Source organism: Rhodobacteraceae bacterium LMO-JJ12 (assembly GCA_021555075.1).
GTDB lineage: Bacteria > Pseudomonadota > Alphaproteobacteria > Rhodobacterales > Rhodobacteraceae > JAKGBX01.
Genome location: JAKGBX010000001.1, coordinates 929081 through 948856 on the forward strand (window position 1 = coordinate 929081; position 19776 = coordinate 948856).

19 protein-coding genes are annotated in these 19776 nt (G+C 60.6%); 9 read left to right on the forward strand and 10 right to left on the reverse strand.

What is annotated here, in order from left to right; all coding sequences use genetic code 11:
- Position 1: 1 nt before the first annotated feature.
- The 4 genes from LZG00_04445 to kynA all read right to left on the reverse strand — a co-directional run bounded on the left by LZG00_04445 (position 2) and on the right by kynA (position 4297).
- Entirely contained in the window at positions 2-820 is an 819-nt protein-coding gene (locus LZG00_04445; protein MCF3593242.1) for an ABC transporter permease, read from the reverse strand.
- Complete coding sequence (locus LZG00_04450) at positions 817-1761, reverse strand: ABC transporter permease (protein ID MCF3593243.1); 945 nt, start codon at positions 1759-1761, stop codon at positions 817-819. The genes LZG00_04445 and LZG00_04450 overlap by 4 nt, the downstream gene beginning before the upstream one ends.
- Positions 1762-1811: 50 nt before the next feature.
- Positions 1812-3296, reverse strand: a complete 1485-nt coding sequence (locus LZG00_04455) for an ABC transporter substrate-binding protein (GenBank protein MCF3593244.1) — start codon at positions 3294-3296, stop codon at positions 1812-1814.
- Between the two features lie 167 nt (positions 3297-3463).
- Entirely contained in the window at positions 3464-4297 is an 834-nt protein-coding gene (kynA, locus tag LZG00_04460) for a tryptophan 2,3-dioxygenase (protein MCF3593245.1), read from the reverse strand.
- A gap of 162 nt (positions 4298-4459) precedes the next feature.
- Here kynA and LZG00_04465 point away from each other — a divergent pair, with 162 nt between their 5' ends.
- The 8 genes from LZG00_04465 to LZG00_04500 all read left to right on the forward strand — a co-directional run bounded on the left by LZG00_04465 (position 4460) and on the right by LZG00_04500 (position 13306).
- Positions 4460-6754 (forward strand): bifunctional salicylyl-CoA 5-hydroxylase/oxidoreductase, encoded by a 2295-nt coding sequence (locus LZG00_04465; GenBank protein ID MCF3593246.1) that lies wholly within the window; start codon positions 4460-4462, stop codon positions 6752-6754.
- Complete coding sequence (locus tag LZG00_04470) at positions 6751-7233, forward strand: MarR family transcriptional regulator (protein ID MCF3593247.1); 483 nt, start codon at positions 6751-6753, stop codon at positions 7231-7233. Before LZG00_04465 ends, LZG00_04470 begins: the two co-directional genes overlap by 4 nt.
- Positions 7233-8033, forward strand: coding sequence for an enoyl-CoA hydratase family protein (locus tag LZG00_04475; GenBank protein ID MCF3593248.1), 801 nt, complete (start codon positions 7233-7235; stop codon positions 8031-8033). Before LZG00_04470 ends, LZG00_04475 begins: the two co-directional genes overlap by 1 nt.
- Before the next feature lie 66 nt (positions 8034-8099).
- Positions 8100-9260, forward strand: coding sequence for an acyl-CoA dehydrogenase family protein (locus LZG00_04480; GenBank protein MCF3593249.1), 1161 nt, complete (start codon positions 8100-8102; stop codon positions 9258-9260).
- Positions 9260-10876: an AMP-binding protein gene (locus LZG00_04485; GenBank protein MCF3593250.1), complete on the forward strand. Its 1617-nt coding sequence runs from the start codon at positions 9260-9262 to the stop codon at positions 10874-10876. The genes LZG00_04480 and LZG00_04485 overlap by 1 nt, the downstream gene beginning before the upstream one ends.
- Before the next feature lie 10 nt (positions 10877-10886).
- On the forward strand, positions 10887-11300 hold the full coding sequence (locus tag LZG00_04490; GenBank protein ID MCF3593251.1) for an acyl-CoA thioesterase: 414 nt from the start codon (positions 10887-10889) through the stop codon (positions 11298-11300).
- A 72-nt stretch (positions 11301-11372) separates the two neighbouring features.
- A complete protein-coding gene (locus tag LZG00_04495; protein ID MCF3593252.1) occupies positions 11373-11771 on the forward strand; it encodes a RidA family protein in 399 nt (132 codons plus the stop codon).
- Positions 11772-11935: 164 nt separating this feature from the next.
- Positions 11936-13306, forward strand: coding sequence for a tryptophanase (locus tag LZG00_04500; GenBank protein ID MCF3593253.1), 1371 nt, complete (start codon positions 11936-11938; stop codon positions 13304-13306).
- Positions 13307-13360: 54 nt separating this feature from the next.
- Here LZG00_04500 and LZG00_04505 read toward each other — a convergent pair whose 3' ends face one another.
- Positions 13361-13678 (reverse strand): metalloregulator ArsR/SmtB family transcription factor, encoded by a 318-nt coding sequence (locus LZG00_04505; GenBank protein MCF3593254.1) that lies wholly within the window; start codon positions 13676-13678, stop codon positions 13361-13363.
- A 139-nt stretch (positions 13679-13817) separates the two neighbouring features.
- A complete protein-coding gene (locus LZG00_04510) occupies positions 13818-15050 on the reverse strand; it encodes a mandelate racemase/muconate lactonizing enzyme family protein (protein ID MCF3593255.1) in 1233 nt (410 codons plus the stop codon).
- A gap of 27 nt (positions 15051-15077) precedes the next feature.
- On the opposite strand from LZG00_04510, the gene LZG00_04515 reads away from it, so the two are divergent.
- The gene (locus LZG00_04515; protein MCF3593256.1) at positions 15078-15506 is read left to right on the forward strand and encodes a GNAT family N-acetyltransferase; all 429 of its coding nucleotides are present in this window, start codon (positions 15078-15080) and stop codon (positions 15504-15506) included.
- Positions 15507-15513: 7 nt separating this feature from the next.
- Here LZG00_04515 and LZG00_04520 read toward each other — a convergent pair whose 3' ends face one another.
- From LZG00_04520 to pcaD, 4 genes are all read right to left on the reverse strand, one after another.
- Complete coding sequence (locus LZG00_04520) at positions 15514-16596, reverse strand: alcohol dehydrogenase catalytic domain-containing protein (protein MCF3593257.1); 1083 nt, start codon at positions 16594-16596, stop codon at positions 15514-15516.
- Between the two features lie 81 nt (positions 16597-16677).
- Positions 16678-17886, reverse strand: coding sequence for a TCR/Tet family MFS transporter (locus LZG00_04525; protein ID MCF3593258.1), 1209 nt, complete (start codon positions 17884-17886; stop codon positions 16678-16680).
- A gap of 110 nt (positions 17887-17996) precedes the next feature.
- Positions 17997-18704 (reverse strand): alpha/beta fold hydrolase, encoded by a 708-nt coding sequence (locus tag LZG00_04530; GenBank protein MCF3593259.1) that lies wholly within the window; start codon positions 18702-18704, stop codon positions 17997-17999.
- A 112-nt stretch (positions 18705-18816) separates the two neighbouring features.
- Positions 18817-19605, reverse strand: a complete 789-nt coding sequence (pcaD, locus tag LZG00_04535) for a 3-oxoadipate enol-lactonase (GenBank protein ID MCF3593260.1) — start codon at positions 19603-19605, stop codon at positions 18817-18819.
- Positions 19606-19776 lie beyond the last annotated feature (171 nt).

Genomic DNA, 19776 nt, shown 5'->3' on the forward strand with positions numbered 1-19776 from the left:
TCTAACGCTCCCGCACCAGTCGGGGATCGGTCACGTCGCGCAACCCGTCCCCCAGGAGGCCAAAGCCGAGCACGGCGGTGACGATGCAAAGACCGGGATAGATCGCGAGATGCGGCGCGAGATACATCAGGGTTTGCGCCTCAGACAGCATTCTCCCCCAGCTTGACGCGGGGGGTTGCGCGCCGAGGCCGAGATAGGAGAGCGCAGCTTCGGCGAGAATGGCGACGGCGAATTCGATGGTGGCCTGCACGATTACCGGGGCGGCGATGTTGGGCAGGATATGATCGCGGCTGATGGCAAAGCGGCTCATCCCGGCGGCGCGGGCAGCCGAGACAAAATCGCGGGTCCAGACCTGATTGGCCGAGGCGCGCGCGACGCGGGCAAAGACCGGGATGTTGATGAAGGCGATGGCCATCACCGCGTTGGTGAGCGAGGGGCCGAAGACAGCGGCCAGCATGATGGCAAAGAGCAGCGCGGGGAAAGCGAAGCCGAGATCGGCAAGGCGCATCACGCCGTCTTCGACCCAGCCGCCCAGGGCCGAAGCGAAGAGGCCAAGGGCGACGCCGATCGAGCCGCCGACCAGCACGGCGATCAGCGCCACCGCCATTGAATTTCGCGCGCCCGCCATGAGTTGCGAGACGATATCGCGGCCCAACTGATCGGTACCGAGCCAGTAGGTCGGTGAGGGGTCGGCGAATTTGCCACGAATGTTCATCAGGGTTGGGTCATGCGGGGTCCAGACCAGCGAAAGCGCGGCGACACCGACAACCAGCGTGACGAGCACCGCGCCGAGGATGAGGTTTGTCGGAAGACGGCTCATGCGCGGGCCTTGAGGCGCGGGTCAATCACCACATAGAGCAGATCTACGATGAAGTTGGCGGTGACCACGATGGCGGCGAAAAGCATGACCAGCGCCTGCACCGTGGGCAGGTCGCGGTTGGAGATGGATTGAAAGATCAGCCGTCCGAGGCCGGGCAGGTAGAACACGTTTTCGATCACGATGGTGCCGGTGACGAGGGCGGCGAACTGCATGCCGACGATGGTGATGATCGGCACCAGCGCGTTGGGCAGCACATGACGCCAGAGGATGCGGCGGTGTGACAGACCCGAGGCGCGCGCGGTGCGCACGAAATCCTGACGCATGACTTCGAGGGCGGAGGAACGCGTGACGCGGGTGAGCACCGCCGATTGCACCAGCGCCAGCGCCACGGTGGGCAGAATGAGCGAGCGCATCGCAAGCACCGGATCGGACCAGCCGGGAAAGCCGCCGGGGGGCAGCCAGCGCAGTTTGACCGCGAAGAGCATCACCAGAAGGATCGAGAGCCAGAAGGCGGGGATGGCGATGCCAAGTTGACTGAGAAACATGACGCCCCAGTCGCCAAAGGTGCGGTGACGAGCGGCGGCGCCGATACCAAGCGTGAGGGCGACGATCAGGGTCAGCACCATGCCGGAAACGGCGAGAGAAATGGTCATGGGAAGGCGTTCGCCGATTAGCGTCGCCACCGGCACGCGGAACGAATGGCTTATCCCGAAATCGCCGTGCAGCGCGTTCCAGACCCAATGGACATAGCGCGTCAGCAGCGGCTCATTCAGGCCGAGTTGTTCGCGCAGGGCCGCAAGGGCGTCATCGGTGGCATCAAGCCCGAGGATGGTGAGTGCCGGATCGCCCGGCAGCACGTTCATCACGGCAAAGACCACGACCGACACGGCCAGCAGGGTCAGTGCGAAGCCGAGCGTGCGGCGAAAGAGGAAATAACCCATGGGAATCTAACAGGCTGCGGGCAGAGATCCGCCCGCAGCACGCCTTTGCTTCAGCCTTTGCTCACGCCTTTGAGGGGCATGTAGAGCACCGGGGCGGAGGACCAATAGCCTTTCACGTCGTTGCGAAAGACCCCCAGAAGCGGCAGTTGAAAGAGGAAGCCATGCACAGATTGGTCGGAGAGGTATTGCTGCCCTTCCTTGAGCAATTCATCGCGTTTGGCGGGATCAGACTCGGTCTGGATGGCGTCCCAGAGGGCGGTGAATTCGGCGTCATCATAGCCATAGAAATAATCCGGGCCGCGGGCGAAATTTCCCATGTCGTTGGGGCCGGTGTGGGCGATGATGGTCATGTCATAGTTTTTCTTCTTGTAGACCTCATCAATCCAGAAACCCCATTCGACGTTCTCGACCTTGGCATCAAGCCCGGCCTCGGCCAGTTGTGCCTGAATAATTTCGCCCGAGCGCATGGCATAGGGGAAGGGCGGCACACGCAGGGTCACGGTGGTGCCTGCGATACCGGCGGCGTCAAATGCCGCCTTGGCCTTGGCGGTGTCATGCGGATAGGCGCCAGTGAGATCGACGTAAGCGGTGCCATGTGGCGGATAAAAGCTGCCGATGGGGGTGGCTTGGCCATACATTGCGCCGTCGATGATTTCGTCGCGGTCAATCGCCGTGGCGATGGCGCGGCGGACTTCGATATTGTCGAAAGGTGGCTTGGAGTTGTTCATCGCCAGGATGACTTCGCCTTCGGTCGAGCCGATGTTCACGCGAAAGCGCGGGTCGGCTTCGAACTGGGGCAGAAGCTCAGGCGCGGGGAAGCCGGGGAAGGCGTCAAGCTCTTCGGCCATCATCGCGGCGGTGGCGGCTGCCGGATCAGAGATGAAGCGATATGTCACCTTGTCGAGCGCAACATTGGCCGCATCGCGGTAGTCGGCGTTCTTGACCAGCGTCAGGCGGTCGCCCCGCGTCCAGCTGTCATATTTGAACGGGCCGGTGCCGATGGGGGTGACATTGTTGGTGGCGGCGGATTCCTCGGCGACGATGGCGCTGTCGCCCTGACCCATGTTGAAGAGGAAGAAGGCGTCTTTTTTGTTGAGCGTAAATACAACCGTGCTTGCATCAGGTGCACTTATGCTTTCGATCGGTTTGAAGATGCTCTTGGAGGGGTTCACGCTGTCTTCGGCCATGGCGCGGTTGAACGAGAACAGCACGTCATCGGCGTTGAAATCGGTGCCGTCGTGGAATTTGACACCTTCGTTGAGATGGAAAGTGTAGGTCAGCCCGTCTTCGGAGATGTCCCAGCTTTTGGCGAGATTGGGCAGTACCTCGCCGTTTTCCGCAACGATCGTGAGCGCCTCGAAGACGTTCATTGTCATCATGCCGTCGATCGAGGCAGTGGCATCCGCCGTGGGATCGAGCGATGTCGGTTCCTGTTGCAGGCCAAGCACCAGATCGGCGGCGGTGGCGGGCAGCGCGGTCAGCCCGAGCACAAGCGCGAGCGCGGTGGTGGAGAGAGGTTTGAGGAAATGGTTCATGGCAGCCTTCCTGATTTCGTGAAGAGATTCATGCGAAGGCTTGTCGCCTGCATGCCCCTTAACGTGAGATTGCGTCAGAGGAAGCGGAGCGTCAATGGCGGGCAGGGGCGCAGGCGAAGTATGACAAAAATTTCACAATTCCACGAAAGGCCGGGGGTGCGGCCGGATCAAAGCCCGCCGCGCAGGTTCCACAATTCGGGGAAAAGCTCAACTTCCAGCATTTTGCGCAGGTATTTCACGCCGCTGGTGCCGCCGGTGCCGCGTTTGAAGCCGATAATGCGTTCTACCGTGGTGACATGGTTAAAGCGCCAGCGGCGGAAGTAATCCTCAAGATCGACCAGTTTTTCGGCCAATTCGTAGAGATTCCAGTAGGTTTCGGGCTGTTGATAGACCTTGGTCCAGGCCGCTTCGACATCTGCATTGGCCTCATGCGGGGCGTCTTTGCGAAAGACGGAAGGATCAAAGGTTACGCCGGTCTCGGATGCCAGCGCATTGAGCGCGACATGATAGAGCGAGGGTTGAGCCAGCTCATCGACCAGCTTTTGGTGCAGGTCGGGGCGGTGTTCATGCACCTTCATCAGGTTGGTGTTGCGGTTGCCCAGGGCATATTCGATCAGACGGTATTGATGCGATTGAAAGCCCGAGGAACTGCCCAGTGTTTCGCGAAATGTGGTGTAGTCGCTGGGTGTCATGGTGCGCAGCACGTCCCAGGCGGAATTGAGCTGATCGAAGATTCGCGCAACGCGGGCGCACATCTTGAAGGCGGGTTGATATCTGCCCTGTTGCAGAAGGTGGCGGGCGGCGCTGATCTCGTGCAGGGCAAGGCGCATCCAGAGTTCGCTGGTCTGGTGCTGGATGATGAACAGAAGCTCGTCATGGGCGTCAGACAAGGGGTTTTGCGCCGTCAGGATCTGATCGATCTTGAGATAGTCGCCATAGCTCATGTCCTCTTTGAAGGACATTTTCGCACCGTCCTGACCGGGGTCATACGTCTTGGGCATCAGATTGGCCTTTGCTTGGATGGGTCGCGCGTCTGGGGGGATGATAGGCGAATGGCGGTAAATTTCAAGCTTAAAGCTTTAGGCTTGAAATAAAATTGATTCTGCGCAATCCTTGGGGCGTGACCCGGGCAATGACCTGAGGCCGTGAACAGGGAGAAGATCATGCGCGTTGCTTGTTTGGGAGGCGGTCCTGCGGGGCTCTATTTTGCCATATCCATGAAGCTGCGCGATCCCTCGCATGAGGTGGTCGTGTTCGAGCGCAACAAGGCGGATGACACGTTCGGCTGGGGCGTGGTTCTGTCGGATGATGCGCTGGGGAACATGACCGAGAATGACCCCGTTTCAGCGAAAGAGATTCGTGAAAATTTCGCCTATTGGGACGATATTGCGGTGATTCATGGGGGGCAACGCACGGTTTCGGGCGGGCATGGCTTTGCCGGGATCGGACGCAAGAAGATGCTGCTTTTGTTGCAGGAGCGCGCGCGTGATCTGGGGGTTGATCTGCGCTTTGAAACCGTGGTCGGGCCGGTCGAGGACTACACCGGTGACTATGATCTGGTGGTGGCTTGTGACGGGATCAATTCGGCGGTGCGCACCGCATGGGCCGAACATTTCAAGCCGGACGTGGACGTGCGCGAATGCAAGTTCATCTGGCTAGGCACACATCAGAAATTCGACGATGCCTTTACCTTTATTTTCGAGCGCACCGAGCATGGCTGGGTCTGGGTGCATGCCTATCAGTTTGATGACGACACCGCGACGGTGATCGTGGAATGCCAGCAGGACACCTGGGACAAGTTCGGGTTTCAGGACATGACCAAAGAAGAGATCATCGCCAAATGCGAGGAGATTTTTGCCGATCATCTGGACGGTCACAAGCTGATCTCGAACGCCAATCATTTGCGCGGTGCGGCGGTGTTCATGAATTTCCCGCGGGTGCTCTGCGAGAAATGGCACCATGAGAATGTCGTGCTTTTGGGTGATGCCTCGGCGACGGCGCATTTTTCGATTGGGTCCGGCTCTAGGTTGGCGTTTGATTCCGCGATTGCGCTGGCCGAGTTGGTCAATACCGAAGCCAGTATGGAGCGCGCGTTTGAGCGGTATCAGGATGAGCGGCGGCTGGAAGTGTTGCGTCTGCAATCCGCGGCGCGCAACAGTTTGGAATGGTTCGAGCAGGTGGAACGCTATCTCGATATGGACCCGGTGCAGTTCAACTATTCGCTGCTGACGCGCTCGCAGAGGATTTCCCACGAAAACCTGCGGCTTCGTGACCCGGAATGGCTTGAAAGTGCCGAGCGGTGGTTCATGGATCAGGCCGGGGTGGCGGGGGATGCGCCGGTGCGCGCGCCCATGTTCACGCCTTACAAACTGCGCGATATGGCGTTGAAAAACCGCGTCGTTGTCTCGCCCATGGCGCAATACAAGGCGGTTGATGGCTGTCCGACCGATTGGCATTTGATCCACTATGGCGAGCGCGCCAAGGGCGGCGCGGGGCTGGTCTATACCGAGATGACCTGTGTATCGCCGGAAGGGCGGATCACGCCGGGCTGTCCGGGGCTTTATGCGCCCGAACATGAGGCGGCGTGGGCGCGGCTGGTTGATTTTGTGCATGGCGAGACAGAAGCGAAGATCTGTTGTCAGATCGGCCATTCCGGGCGCAAGGGGTCGACCCAGTTGGGTTGGGAGGTGATGGATGCGCCGCTCAAGGAGGGCAATTGGGAGTGCGTGTCGGCCTCGGCAATTGCGTGGTCAAAGGGCAATGCCACCCCGCGAGAGATTACACGGGCCGAGATGGACGCGGTGAAGGGTCAATTTGTCGCCGCAGCCGAAATGGCGGGGCGCGCGGGCTTTGACATGATCGAGCTGCACGCTGCGCATGGTTATCTGATCTCGTCGTTCATCTCGCCGCTGTCGAACCGCCGTACGGATGCGTATGGAGGGAGCCTGGAAAACCGCATGCGCTATCCTCTGGAGGTGTTCGCGGCGATGCGCGCGGTCTGGCCTGAAGGCAAGCCGATGTCGGTGCGCATTTCAGCCAATGACTGGGTTGGTGAGGCCGGGGTAACGCCGGATGAGGCGGTGGAAATTGCGGCCATGTTCCGCGTTGCGGGGGCCGATATTATCGACGTGTCTGCCGGGCAGACTTCGGTTGAGGCGCGGCCCGTTTATGGCCGGATGTTCCAGACGCCATTTTCTGACCGCATCCGCAACGAGGCAGGAATTTCGACCATGGCGGTGGGCAATATCTATGAGGCCGATCATGCCAACTCGATCTTGATGGCGGGGCGGGCCGATCTGGTGGCGGTGGGGCGGCCGCATCTGGCCGACCCGTATTGGACGCTGCATGAGGCTGCGCGCATCGGAGACCGGCAGGGTGTATGGCCGCGCCCTTATGAGGCCGGGCGCGATCAGGCCTGGCGGCTGGCAGATCGGGAAGCGGAGATGGAACGGGCATGAGCCATGCTGTGAAAAACATATCCGAGTCCGAGGGTGTTGAGAGTAAGTCACGGCTGCGTTTGTGGTTGCGGATATTGAAAGCGTCGCGCCTGATCGAGACGGAATTGCGCGAGAATTTGCGCGTCGAGTTTGCCTCGACCTTGCCGCGGTTTGACGTGATGGCGGCGCTGTCGCGTGATCCGGACGGCCTGAAGATGAGTGCGTTGTCTGGGGTTTTGAGGGTTTCCAACGGCAATGTGACCGGGATTATCGACCGGTTGGAGAGTGACGGTCTGGTGGTGCGTGAGAAGGTGGCGGGCGACCGTCGGGCCCTGCGCGCGCGGCTGACGGATAAGGGGCGCTGCGAGTTTGCGCGTCAGGCCGAGGCGCATGAAGCCTGGATTGATGCCATGTTGCGGGATGTGGAAGGTGAGCGGGCAGAACGGCTTTCGGGTTTGCTCAACGAAGTGATCAAGTCAATTGAAGAGAAGGAAAGCTGATGCGCAGCGACGTAAAACATTTCTTGTGTCGGATCGAGGATGGCATTGCGACCATCGCATTGAACCGGCCGGATCGAAAGAATCCGCTAACGTTTGAAAGCTATGCCGAACTGCGCGACTGGTTTCGTGATCTGGTCTATGATGATGAGGTCAAGGCCGTGGTCTTTGCGTCGAACGGTGGCAATTTTTCGTCCGGTGGCGATGTGCATGACATCATCGGGCCGCTGACAAAGATGAACATGAAAGAGCTGCTGAATTTCACCCGCATGACCGGCGATCTGGTCAAGGCGATGGTGAATTGCGGGGTGCCTGTGATCGCCGCGATTGATGGGATTTGCGCGGGTGCGGGGGCGATCATCGCCATGGCGTCGGATCTCAGGATCGCCACGCCAGAGGCCAAGGTGGGCTTCTTGTTCACCCGCGTTGGTTTGGCCGGTTGTGACATGGGCGCCTGTGCGATCCTGCCGCGGATCATCGGGCAGGGGCGCGCGGCAGAGCTGCTCTATACCGGGCGCTTCATGAGTGCCGACGAGGGCGCGAATTGGGGCTTTCATAACAAGTTGGTGGCCGGAGATGCCCTTGAAGGGGAGGCGCAGGATTGGGCCAGGCGGCTCGTGGCGGGGCCGAATTTCGGGCATATGATGACCAAGACCATGCTGGCGCAGGAATGGTCGATGTCGATCGAACAGGCGATCGAAGCGGAAGCGCAGGCGCAGGCGATCTGTATGCAGACCGGTGATTTCGAGCGGGCCTATGAGGCGTTTGTCGCCAAGGAGCGTCCGGTTTTCGAGGGGGATTGAGCGTGATGTCCGAGGGAGCCTCCGGCGGGGATATTTTTGGCAAAATGAAGCAGGGGGAGCGCGCTTATGGCTGATCGGAGTTTTCTGGACTGGCCGTTTTTTGAGGATCGGCACAAGGCGTTGGCCGAGCGGTTGGAGGATTGGGCGGCGGGCGCGCTGGACGCGATTGACCATTCCGACACCGATGCGGCCTGTCGCGCGCTGGTCACGACGCTGGGGCGCGATGGTTGGTTGCAGCCGACCGGGGCAGAGGGCGATGAGGTGCTGGATGTGCGCACGCTCTGCCTGATCCGCGAGACCTTGGCGCGCCATGATGGGTTGGCGGATTTCGCCTTTGCCATGCAGGGGTTGGGGACCGGGGCGATTTCGCTTTTTGGCAACGCGGAGCAGAAAGCGGAGTGGTTGCCCCAGACGCGTTCGGGGCGCGCGATTTCGGCCTTTGCGTTGACCGAGCCGCAATCGGGGTCGGATGTGGCCAATTCGACCATGACGGCGACGCCCGATGGTGATGATTATGTGCTGAGCGGCGAAAAGACATGGATTTCCAACGGTGGAATTGCGGATGTCTATACCCTGTTTGCGCGCACGGGTGAGGGGCCGGGGGCCAAGGGGCTTAGCGCCTTTGTCGTGTCGGCCGGTTTGCCGGGGTTTGAGGTGGTTGAGCGGCTGGAGACCATTGCGCCGCATCCGCTGGCGACGTTGCGCTTTAGCAATTGCCGTATTCCTAAAACGGCAATGTTGGGCGCGCCGGGGCAGGGGTTTCGCATCGCGATGTCGGTGCTTGATGTGTTCCGATCGACCGTGGCGGCGGCGGCGTTGGGGTTTGCGCGCCGCGCGCTGGACGAGGCATTGGGGCGGGTCGCCACACGCGAAGTTCAGGGTGCGCCGCTCTTTGAGTTGCAGATGGTGCAGGGGCATATAGCCGATATGGCGCTGGATGTGGATGCCGCCGCACTGTTGGTTTATCGCGCGGCCTGGGCCAAGGATTCGGGGGCGGCGCGGGTGACGCGCGAGGCGGCGATGGCCAAACTTTTCTCGACCGATCAGGCGCAGTTGGTGATTGATCGCGCGGTGCAGTTGCATGGCGGTGACGGGGTGAAATCCGGTCAGAAGGTTGAGGAACTTTACCGCGATATCAGGGCGTTGCGGATTTATGAAGGCGCGTCGGACGTGCAGCGTGTGGTCATTGCACGCCAGACGATGGGCGCATTTCAGGGAGCAAGATGATGTTGGGACCGAGCGCACATATCGACACGTTTGCACGTGATAACCTGCCACCCCGCGACCAGTGGCCCGATTTTCTGCTGGATGGGTTTCAATATCCTGACCTGCTGAACGCGGGGTATGAGTTGACCGATGCGATGGTGGCCAAGGGGTTTGGCGATCACACGGCCTTGATCGGCAACGGGCGGCAGCGGACCTATAAGGAGTTGACCGACTGGACCAACCGGTTGGCGCATGTGTTGGTTGAGGATCTGGGGGTGCGCCCCGGCAACCGGGTGCTGATCCGTTCGGCCAACAATCCGGCGATGGTGGCGTGTTGGCTGGCGGCGACCAAGGCGGGGGCGGTGGTGGTCAACACCATGCCGATGCTGCGTGCGGGCGAGTTGGCGGCGATTGTCGACAAGGCCGAGATCAGCCATGCGCTGTGCGATACGCGGCTGATGGAGGACATGGACGCCTGCGCCAAGAAGAGCCGGTTTCTGAACCATGTGGTCGGGTTTGACGGCACGTCGAACCATGACGCCGAGTTGGACCGGATGGCGCTGGAAAAATCCGTGCGGTTCGAGGCGGTGCAGACCGGGCGCGATGATGTGGCGCTTTTGGGCTTTACCTCGGGGACCACGGGCGAGCCGAAGGCGGCGATGCATTTTCACCGCGACCTTCTGATCATCGCGGATGGCTATGCGCGCGAGGTGCTGAATGTGCAGCCCGAAGATGTGTTCATTGGCTCGCCGCCGCTGGCGTTTACTTTTGGCCTTGGCGGGCTGGCGATCTTTCCGTTGCGGTTTGGTGCGACGGCGACCCTTTTGGAACAGGCGACGCCGGCGAACCTGATCGAGATTATCGAAAAATACAAAGCGACGGTGTGTTTTACCGCGCCGACCGCCTATCGCGCGATGATGCGGGCGATGGAGGAGGGGGCAGACCTGAGCAGTCTGCGCGCGGCCGTTTCGGCGGGCGAGACGCTGCCCGCGCCAGTTTATGACGAATGGATGAAGAAGACCGGCAAGCCGATGCTTGACGGGATCGGTGCAACCGAGATGCTGCATATCTTCATTACCAATCGGTTTGATGATCACCGCCCGGCCTGCACCGGCAAGCCAGTGACGGGCTATGAGGTGAAGATCATCGACGAGAGCGGCGAAGAGTTGCCGCGCGGCGAGGTTGGGCGGCTGGCGGTGCGGGGGCCGACGGGGTGTCGCTATCTCGCGGATGCGCGTCAGACGGCCTATGTGCAGGACGGCTGGAACATCACGGGCGACAGTTTCGCGCAGGATGAAGACGGCTATCTGCATTTTGCCGCCCGCAATGACGATATGATCGTCTCGTCAGGCTACAACATCGCCGGGCCAGAGGTGGAGGCGGCCCTGTTGTCGCATCCGGCGGTTGTGGAATGCGGCGTGATCGGCGCGCCGGACAGTGCGCGGGGCCGTATCGTGGAAGCCTATGTGGTGTTGGCCGAGGGGTGGGCGGCGGACGCGCGCACGGTGAAAAAGCTTCAGGACCATGTGAAGGATACCATCGCGCCCTATAAATATCCGCGCAGCGTGAGGTTTATCGACGCATTGCCAAAAACCCAGACCGGCAAGATACAACGGTTCAGGTTGCGACAGGAATGAGGAGTGGCGCATGAGTTTCGTTTTCACGCAGAAGGTGAAGTTTCGCCATTGCGACGCGGCGGGGATCGTTTTTTATCCGCGCTTCTTCGAGATGATCAACGACACCATCGAAGAGTTCTTCGAGGTTGACTTGGCCTATCCGTTTGCAGCGATGCATCCGGCGCATGGCATACCGACTGCGCAGATTGAGACGAAGTTCAAGGCGCCCTGTCGGTTGGGGGATGTCTTGCAGATCCATCTTGAGTGCACCCGGCTTGGCACGACCAGCATGGGGTTGGCGCTTCGCGCAGAATGCGACGGAGAGTTGCGGTTTTCGGCGCAATCGACGCTGGTTCATATCAATGCAAAGACTGGCCCGGAGCCGTGGCCGAACAACGTGCGCGACAACATTCGCGTGGTCGTGACAGAGGCCGCAGCATCGTAACAACGGTCGCCTGACAGCGCCAAAATAACCGTAAGTGCCAATACTTACGCAGAACAGTCCAAGGAGAGAGACATGCCAAACGAGATCATTCACCCCGAGGGCTGGGCCCCGGCCAAAGGGTATTCCAACGGTGTTCTGGCCGAGAACGGAACCTTGTATATCGGCGGGCAAGTCGGCTGGAACGCCGAGGAAGTGTTTGAGCATGACGATTTCATCGGCCAGATGGAACAGGTGCTCAGGAACATCATGGCCATCGTCGAGGCGGCGGGCGGCACGGCGGCGGATATCGTGCGCATGACGTGGTTTGTGACCGACAAGCAGGAATATCTGGCCAAGCAGCGCGAGATTGGCGAGACCTATCGCAAGGTGATCGGGCGCAATTTCCCGGCCATGAGCCTTGTTGTGGTGGCGGCATTGGTCGAAGAGGGCGCACTTCTTGAGATCGAGGCAACGGCGGTTTTGTCGCAATAAGTCGCCTCTGACGGGGCTTGACGAGGGCCGTTGCGGGTGTAACAAAAAAGGGGCAACTTCAAGGGCGCTGAGCGCGGTCCGGGCATCGGACAACCGCGGCGCTGGCCCCTGTCGTGTAAAAGAGTTGCCACGACGTCAGAGGGGCTGTCCCACAGGAGCCCCTGATGACGACCATTTTCGAACCCTTCCGTATCAAATCTGTTGAGCCCATTCGCATGACCACGCTGGATGAGCGCAAAGCATTGATGCGCAAGGCAAATTACAACCTGTTCACCCTGCATTCCGATGATGTGATGATCGACCTGTTGACCGATAGCGGCACAGGCGCGATGAGTTCTGAGCAATGGGCGGCGATCATGCGTGGCGATGAAAGCTATGCCGGGTCGCCCTCGTTCTATCGCTTTGAGGCGGCGGTAAAAAACCTGATGCCGTTCAAGCATGTGATCCCGGTGCATCAGGGCCGTGCGGCGGAAGCGATACTTTTCTCAATTCTGGGCGGCGCGGGGCGAAATGTGCCGAGCAACACCCATTTTGACACCACGCGCGGCAATATCGAAGCTTCGGGGGCCATGGCCACCGATCTGGTGATTGACGAGGGCAGAGATCCGCAATCGCTGCACCCGTTCAAGGGCAACATGGATCTCGACAAGCTGCGCAGCTTTTTGCAGACCCAAGGGGATGCGGTGCCTTGTGTGATGCTGACCATCACCAATAATGCGGGCGGCGGGCAACCCGTGAGCCTTGAAAACATCCGCGAAGTGGCGGCGATGGCGCGTGAGTTTGGCAAGCCCTTCATCATCGACGGTTGTCGGTTTGCCGAAAACGCATGGTTCATCAAGCAGCGCGAGGCGGGGCAGCAAGACCGCTCGATCACCGAGATCGTGCGCGATTGCTTTGCCGATGCCGATGCAATGACGATGAGCGCCAAGAAGGATGCCTTTGGCAATATCGGCGGTTGGCTTGCGCTGAACGATGATGAGATGGCCGAAGCGGCGCGCGCGCATCTGATCCGCACCGAAGGTTTCCCGACCTATGGCGGGATGGCGGGGCGCGATCTTGAGGCGGTGGCGCAGGGGTTGGCCGAAATCGTTGACGAGGATTACCTGCGGTATCGCATCCGCACCAATGCTTATATTATCGAGCGGTTGGATGCGCTGGGCGTGCCGGTGGTCAAACCCGCGGGGGGGCATGCGGTGTTCATTGATGCGCGCGCGTGGCTTTCGCATATTGATCCGCTCTCGTATCCCGGTCAGGCGGTCGCGGTGGCGCTCTATGAACTGGGTGGCATTCGGGGCTGTGAAATTGGCACGGTGATGTTTGGCCGTCATCCAGATGGCAGCGAAACACCTGCGGCGATGGACCTTGTGCGGCTGGCCTTTCCGCGTCGGACATATACCCAGAGCCATGCAGATTATCTGGTCGAGGTATTTGCTGAATTGGCCGCGATGAAAGACAGCCTGAGGGGGTATCGCATCACTTGGGAGCAAAAGCTGATGCGGCATTTCACCTGTAAGTTTGAGCCTCTGGAGGCATAAAACGCAGCTGCGTGTCCCGCCTGCGCCCGATTTCAGGTGCGGCGGGGCGCGTGTTCAGGAACACTCGACAGGATCATCGGGGCGGGCGCCGTCGGGGCTGCAAAACAGCCGATAGAGCAGTGAGATCACCTCGTAGGTGCTCTCGTCCGCGAGGCTGTAAAAGACCGTCTTGCCGTCGCGGCGGGTCGACACCAGCCCTTCTTCGCGCAGGCGCGCCAGCATCTGGCTGACGGCGGCCTGACGGATTTCCAGCAGGGTTTCCAACTCGCCCACCGATTTTTCGCCCGAGCCAAGATGGCACAGGATCATCAGCCGACCCTCATGGGCCAGCGTCTTGAGATAGGCGGCGGCGCTGGCCGCACTACGGGCCATTTCCGTCGGTGGGGCAGGAGGGGTTTTGAGGTCCAACGCAGGTGTCCTTCGTCTTGATGTATTCATCGTTTAGCATGTGGGGCGTCGTTTGGCGAGTTCAAGCGCAGAATGGCGTGCGAAGGCGGATTGTAGAGGCAGGTCAGTCGGATTTGGCCGGTGCGCCGCCCTGGAAATTATTGCCATTTTGATAGTCGCAGGGCGCTTCCTGCATTTGCAGATGCAGATGGTTGCCACTGTAGGGATGGGCGCGGGCCAGTGCTTCGTCGACTTCGATGCCGAGGCCGGGGGCGTCGGGCGGGGTGACAAAGCCGTTTTCCACCGTGATCGTGCCCTTGATCAGATCGTGATGGAACGGGGTTTCGATGCTTTCAACCATCAGGATGTTGGGGATTGAAGCGGCAAGTTGCACGTTGGCGGCCCATTCGATCGGTCCGGCATAGAGATGCGGGGCGATCTGCGCGTTGAAGACTTCGGCAATGGCGGCGACCTTCTTCATCTCCCAGATGCCACCGGCACGGCCAAGGGCGGGTTGCAGGATTTCGGCGGCCCCGGCACGCAACACGGCGGCGAACTCGGCCTTGGTGGTCATCCGTTCGCCGGTCGCTACGGGGATACGCACATTGCGCGCCACGCGGGCCATGTCCTCGATATTGTCGGGCGGTGTGGGTTCTTCGAACCAAAGCGGGGAATAAGGCTCAAGCGCTTGTCCAAGACGGATGGCGCCTGCGGTGTTGAATTGTCCGTGGGTGCCAAAAAGCAGATCGGCGCGGTTTCCGACAGCCTCGCGGATCAACTTGCAGAATTCTACCGAGGTGGTGATGTCAGACATTGCGGGCATATGGCCGCCGCGCATTGTGTAGGGGCCGGCAGGGTCGAATTTGACTGCGGTGTAGCCTTTCTCGACCATGGCGAGGGCTGAAACGGCGGCGGCTTGCGGGTCGGTCCAGAAGGTCGCCATATCCTGATCGGGCTGAGGATAGAGATAGGTATAGGCGCGGATGCGCTCATTCATCCGCCCACCGAGTAAGGCATGCACCGGACGCTCGCGAGCCTTGCCGATGATGTCCCAGCAGGCGATTTCCAGACCGGAAAAGGCACCCATCACCGTTAGATCGGGGCGCTGGGTAAAGCCGCTGGAATAGGCACGGCGAAACATCAGCTCGATATTCTCGGGGTTTTCACCGGCCATATGACGGACAAAAACATCTTCGATCACGGCTTTCATGGCGGTGGGGCCGACAGACGAGGCATAGCATTCGCCCCAACCGACGATGCCTGTGTCGGTGGTCAGCTTGACCAGAATCCAATAGCGCCCACCCCAGCCGGGTGCGGGCGGCGCGGTGACAATCACATCGAGATCGGCGAGTTTCATGGGGTATACCTTTCAAGCGAGGCGGATATGGAAACGAAATTGCTTGGGCCGCAGGATATCGGGCTTTTGCTGACTGTCGAGGAGGGAGTATTCGATTTCCCCATTGACCCAGAGCAGGCGCGGGATTTCCTGGAGAACCCACTGAACGAAATAGTTGTTGTGATCGTGGACGACAGGATCGTGGCCTTTGCCTCGGGCACGATCCTATTGCACCCCGATAAACCTCCCAGCCTGTTTGTAAATGAAGTCAGCACACATGATGAGTATAGGCGGCGTGGCTATGGCTCGGCCGTCAGTAGGGGGTTGTTTGCACGGGCGCGGGCGCGCGGTTGCGAGGGTATCTGGCTGGGAACTGAGCCGGAAAATACGCCCGCCCTTGCGCTCTATCGCCGGTTGGGTGGCGAAGAGCGTGCATTTGTCGGGTTCGCCTGGGACGGTGCGTTCGACCTTGACTGACAAGTTGTCAAAAAAGGATCACGTTGCGCCGCGCTGCGCCTGACTTCGTGTCGGTGATCGCTTCGTTGATCTGATCGAGCCGCCAGCGGTTCGAGATCAATTCGTCAAGCTTCAGCCGCCCCTGTTGGTAGAGGTCGATCATCCAGGGAATGTCGCGGCGGATCACCGTGTCACCCATCTTGGTGCCAACCATGCCTTGGCCGACCGCAGCCATCATCACCGGTGAGTAGGTTGAGACCGCGTCGGAATGCGGCATACCGACCATCAGAACCTTGCCACCCCGCGCAAGATAGCGCGGCGCCGTGTCATAGGCCTGAACCGCGCCGACGGTGACGAATACCGCGTCGGCGCCGCGCCCCATTGCCTTAATCGCGTGGCGCCAGGGGCTTTTCTGCGTTGCCAAGATGCCATCCGTTGCACCAAATTCCATCGCGACATCGAGTTTGTCTTCGCTCATATCTACCGCAACGATCCGGCGTGCACCGGCAATCCGTGCGCCTTGAATGGCGTTGAGGCCGACGCCGCCTGCGCCGATCACAACCACGTCCTGACCGGCGCGCAAGCCTGCGGAATTGACCACGGCGCCAACGCCGGTAATGACCCCGCAAGACAAGAGCGACGCGACATCCTTGTCCATCGTGGCGGGCAGATGGACCAGTTGCGACTGATCCACCACCACGGCTTCGGCGAAGGCACCGCAGGCCATGGCCTGATGCAGCTTGCTGCCATCGGGCATCGCAAGCGGCCCGGTGTCGCCATCATAGGGCGTTTCGCAGATCGTCGGTTTGCCGCTGGCGCAGGACGGGCAGGTGCCGCAGGCGCGGATCAGCGTGACCAGCACATCATCGCCGACCGCGAAGTCGCGCACGCCTTCGCCCACCGACGCGACTTTACCTGCCGCCTCGTGGCCATAGACCGCCGGAAGCGAGCCGCCCCAGGCGCCTTCGGCATAAGAAATGTCGGAATGGCAGATTGCGACCGCTTCGAGCGTGACCTCGACTTCGCCCAGCCCGGGCGCGCGCAGATTAACGGTTTCGATACGAAGCGGTTCGCCGAAGGTATGGCAGACGGCGGCTTTGATGGCTCTCATGGCGGGCTCTCCCTTTCCCGGTCGTGACGCGCCCAATCTGCGCAGCGACGCGCGGTCGGCGCAAGGGGGAAACACGTTGAATCAGGCGGGTGACGGGGCGGAATTTCGAGCAAAGACCCACAGACAGGCCAACATGAGCACCGCCGATAACAGGAACGGCGCACCGGGCAGGTAGATCGGTGCATCGGCCTTGGTGAAGACGGCGAAAGTCTGGGTCATCGCCAGCGGTGCGAGGATCATCGCCAGCGAGGTGACAGAAGAAAGCACGCCTTGCAATTCGCCTTGGGAATCATCGCTGACAGCACGCGACATCGCCGCCTGCAAGGCGGGCAAAGACAGCGAGCCAAGTGCCGCGACCGGAATGAAGCTGATCAACAGGATTGGGTTGCCGACAAAGGCAAGAAACACCAGCGAGCCGATTTCAAGCCAAAATCCGGCAATTACTGTGCCGCGTTCGCCCAGTCGCGCAATGGCCGGGCGCAGGCCAAAGGCCATGAACAGCGCGTAAAAAGCGCCGTATACCCCGAGAGAATAGCCGATCATCGCTTCGCTCCAGGCGAATTTCTCGGTCAGGAAATAGGCCCAGATTGCGGGGTAAACCATGGTGGCGACCTGAAACAGGAAGAACACCAGGATCAGCCCGCGCAGCCCGGCCAGTCTTGTGACCGCGCGCAGGGCTCCGAAAGGGTTGGAGCGGCGCCATTCGAATTTGCGCCGGATTCTGTCTGTCACGGTTTCGCGCAGCACGAAAAAGCCAAAGATCGCATTGGTCAGCGCCAGGGCGCCTGCCGCCCAGAATGGCGCGCGGGTGCCATATTCGGCAAGAATGCCGCCCAGAACGGGGCCGAGGACAAAGCCGACGCCGAAACCCGCCGCCACCAGCCCGAAACGCGCCGCTTTTTCATGCGGGGCAGAGATATCGGCCATATAGGCGTTGGCGGTGGAATGGGTCGCGGCCGTTATGCCACCGATCATGCGCACAACCAGCAAGAGCCACATCGTATGCGCCACCGCCATGACAGCATAATCGACCGCCATAGCCAGCAGAGAAATCAGCAGTATCGGGCGACGCCCGAAGCGATCGGAAAGCGCGCCGAGGAAGGGGCTGAAGAGAAACTGCATGACGGCAAAGGCGGTCGAGAGTATCCCACCCCAGATTGCCGCATGTGCCACGCTGCCGCCTTCGATATCGGAAATCAGTGCGGGCATGACCGGCATGATCAGCCCGATGCCCATGGCATCAATCATCACCGTGATAATGATGAACAGGACAGGCAAACGAGCGGTCATGCGGATTCCGTGAGCGGTTGCGAAGATGCTTAGAGATAGCCATGTGAGACAGCCGCCAGAAGTGCAAGTCACATGTGACCTTGGGGAAGTCAGGTTTTCCCTACCTTGGGCTATCCGGTGATACGGCTCAACAACGCAGCAAGGCGCGGGGGATCGGCAAAGAACGGCGAATGGCTGGTGGGGAGCGCAAATACGTCCTCTTGGGGCCAACCCGCGGTCATTGTTACCTGATATTCGGGTGGGATCGTTCGATCATCGGTGCAGCGGATATAGCTGCGCCGGACCGAGGCGTAACGTTCGCTCAGCACACAGGCGGTTTCCTGGGGGGCAATTGCCTGGGCGCACAGCCTGGTGTTGGCATAGGCCGCGGTGCCTTCTGGGCAGTCATGATAAAACACCTCCCGGACCTGCGCCGGGTCAAAGCGAAAGCTCTTAGCGTCATCCGAGCGCAACAGGGCCTTCATCAACGGCTGACGCGGTGCCTTTCGGCGCATATCGGCCAGCGACAGGCCGGGTTCGGGCACATAGGCACAGAGATAGATCAGGCGGGAGATTTTTTCTGGCGCAATCTCGGCGGCAAGCGAGATGGGATAACCGGCCATGGAATGACCGACAAGAACGACCGGCGTGTCGATCGCGGCGAGAATCGCATCTGCATAGGATTGCAGGGTAATTTCGTTGATGGGCGTGAGATCGCCGCCATGGCCGGGCAGATCGATGGCCCGCGCCGTGTGGCCGAGTGCGCTCAGTTCCGGTATCAGGTCGCGCCAGCACCAGGCGCCGTGGCATGCACCATGAATCAGAAGAAAATCGGCCATGGAAAAACGCTCGTCGACAGGAGTGAGCGCAGATCATGACGTATGGGAAATCAATTGGCAATATGACCTGATGTACCACCTGGCGAAATTGTGCAGTCCGGTCGGTTTGACCTCAGACATGGCCGATTGCGTCAAGGAAACCGGTGAGGGCGGCGGCGTATTCGCCCGGTTTTTCAACACAAGGCAGGTGGCCGGCGCGGCGGATCAGATGAAATTTCGAACCGGGGATCAGATCGACGGTTTCACGCACCAGATCGGGCGGAGTTGATCCGTCTTCGCTGCCGGCGATGCCCAGGGTGGGCAGGCGCAGGCCCGAGGTGGGCGTATAGAAATCGGTGCCCGAAATTGCGGCCATACAGCCAATATAGCCCTCGGACGGTTGGCGGGTGAGCATGTTGCGCCACGCGGCGCATTCTGGCGTGGCGCGAAAGTCGCGCGAGAACCAGCGCTGCATCGTGGCATCGGCCAGCGCCTCGATGCCATCGGCGCGGGCTGTTCTGATGCGATCCTGCCACATTGCGGGCTGACCGATTTTCGCGCCGGTATTGGACAGCACCAGGGCGCGCACGAGATCGAGCCGCTTGATGGCCAGCCCCTGTGCGATCATGCCACCGATCGAGAGGCCGACAAAGACGCATTCGCGGATCTGGAGAAGATCGAGCAGACCTTCGGCGTCGCGCACCAGCGTGCCCATGGAATAGGGACCGGGCGGGCAGGAGGAAAGACCGTGACCGCGCAGGTCATAGCGCAGCAGGCGCAGGCCTTGGGGAAGATGCGGGATCAGCGCGTCCCAGAGCCGCAAGTCGGTGCCGAGCGAATTGGCAAAGACCACCACGGGGCCGTCTTGGGGCCCATCGAGCCTGTAGTGAAGCGAAACATCGCCGAGTTCGGCCATTTGCATGCGGGCGGTTCCTTTGCGCGAGGGAAGGTGCGTGCAGAGATAGCGCGCTGCAAGCCGATGTCAAACCCGATGGGGGGGTGGTTCGGCTCAAGGCTTCAATGCGAAATGACCGCCAACCCTGTCAGCACAATCAGCCCGCCCTCCGCATCACGCGGCCCCAAACCCTCGCCG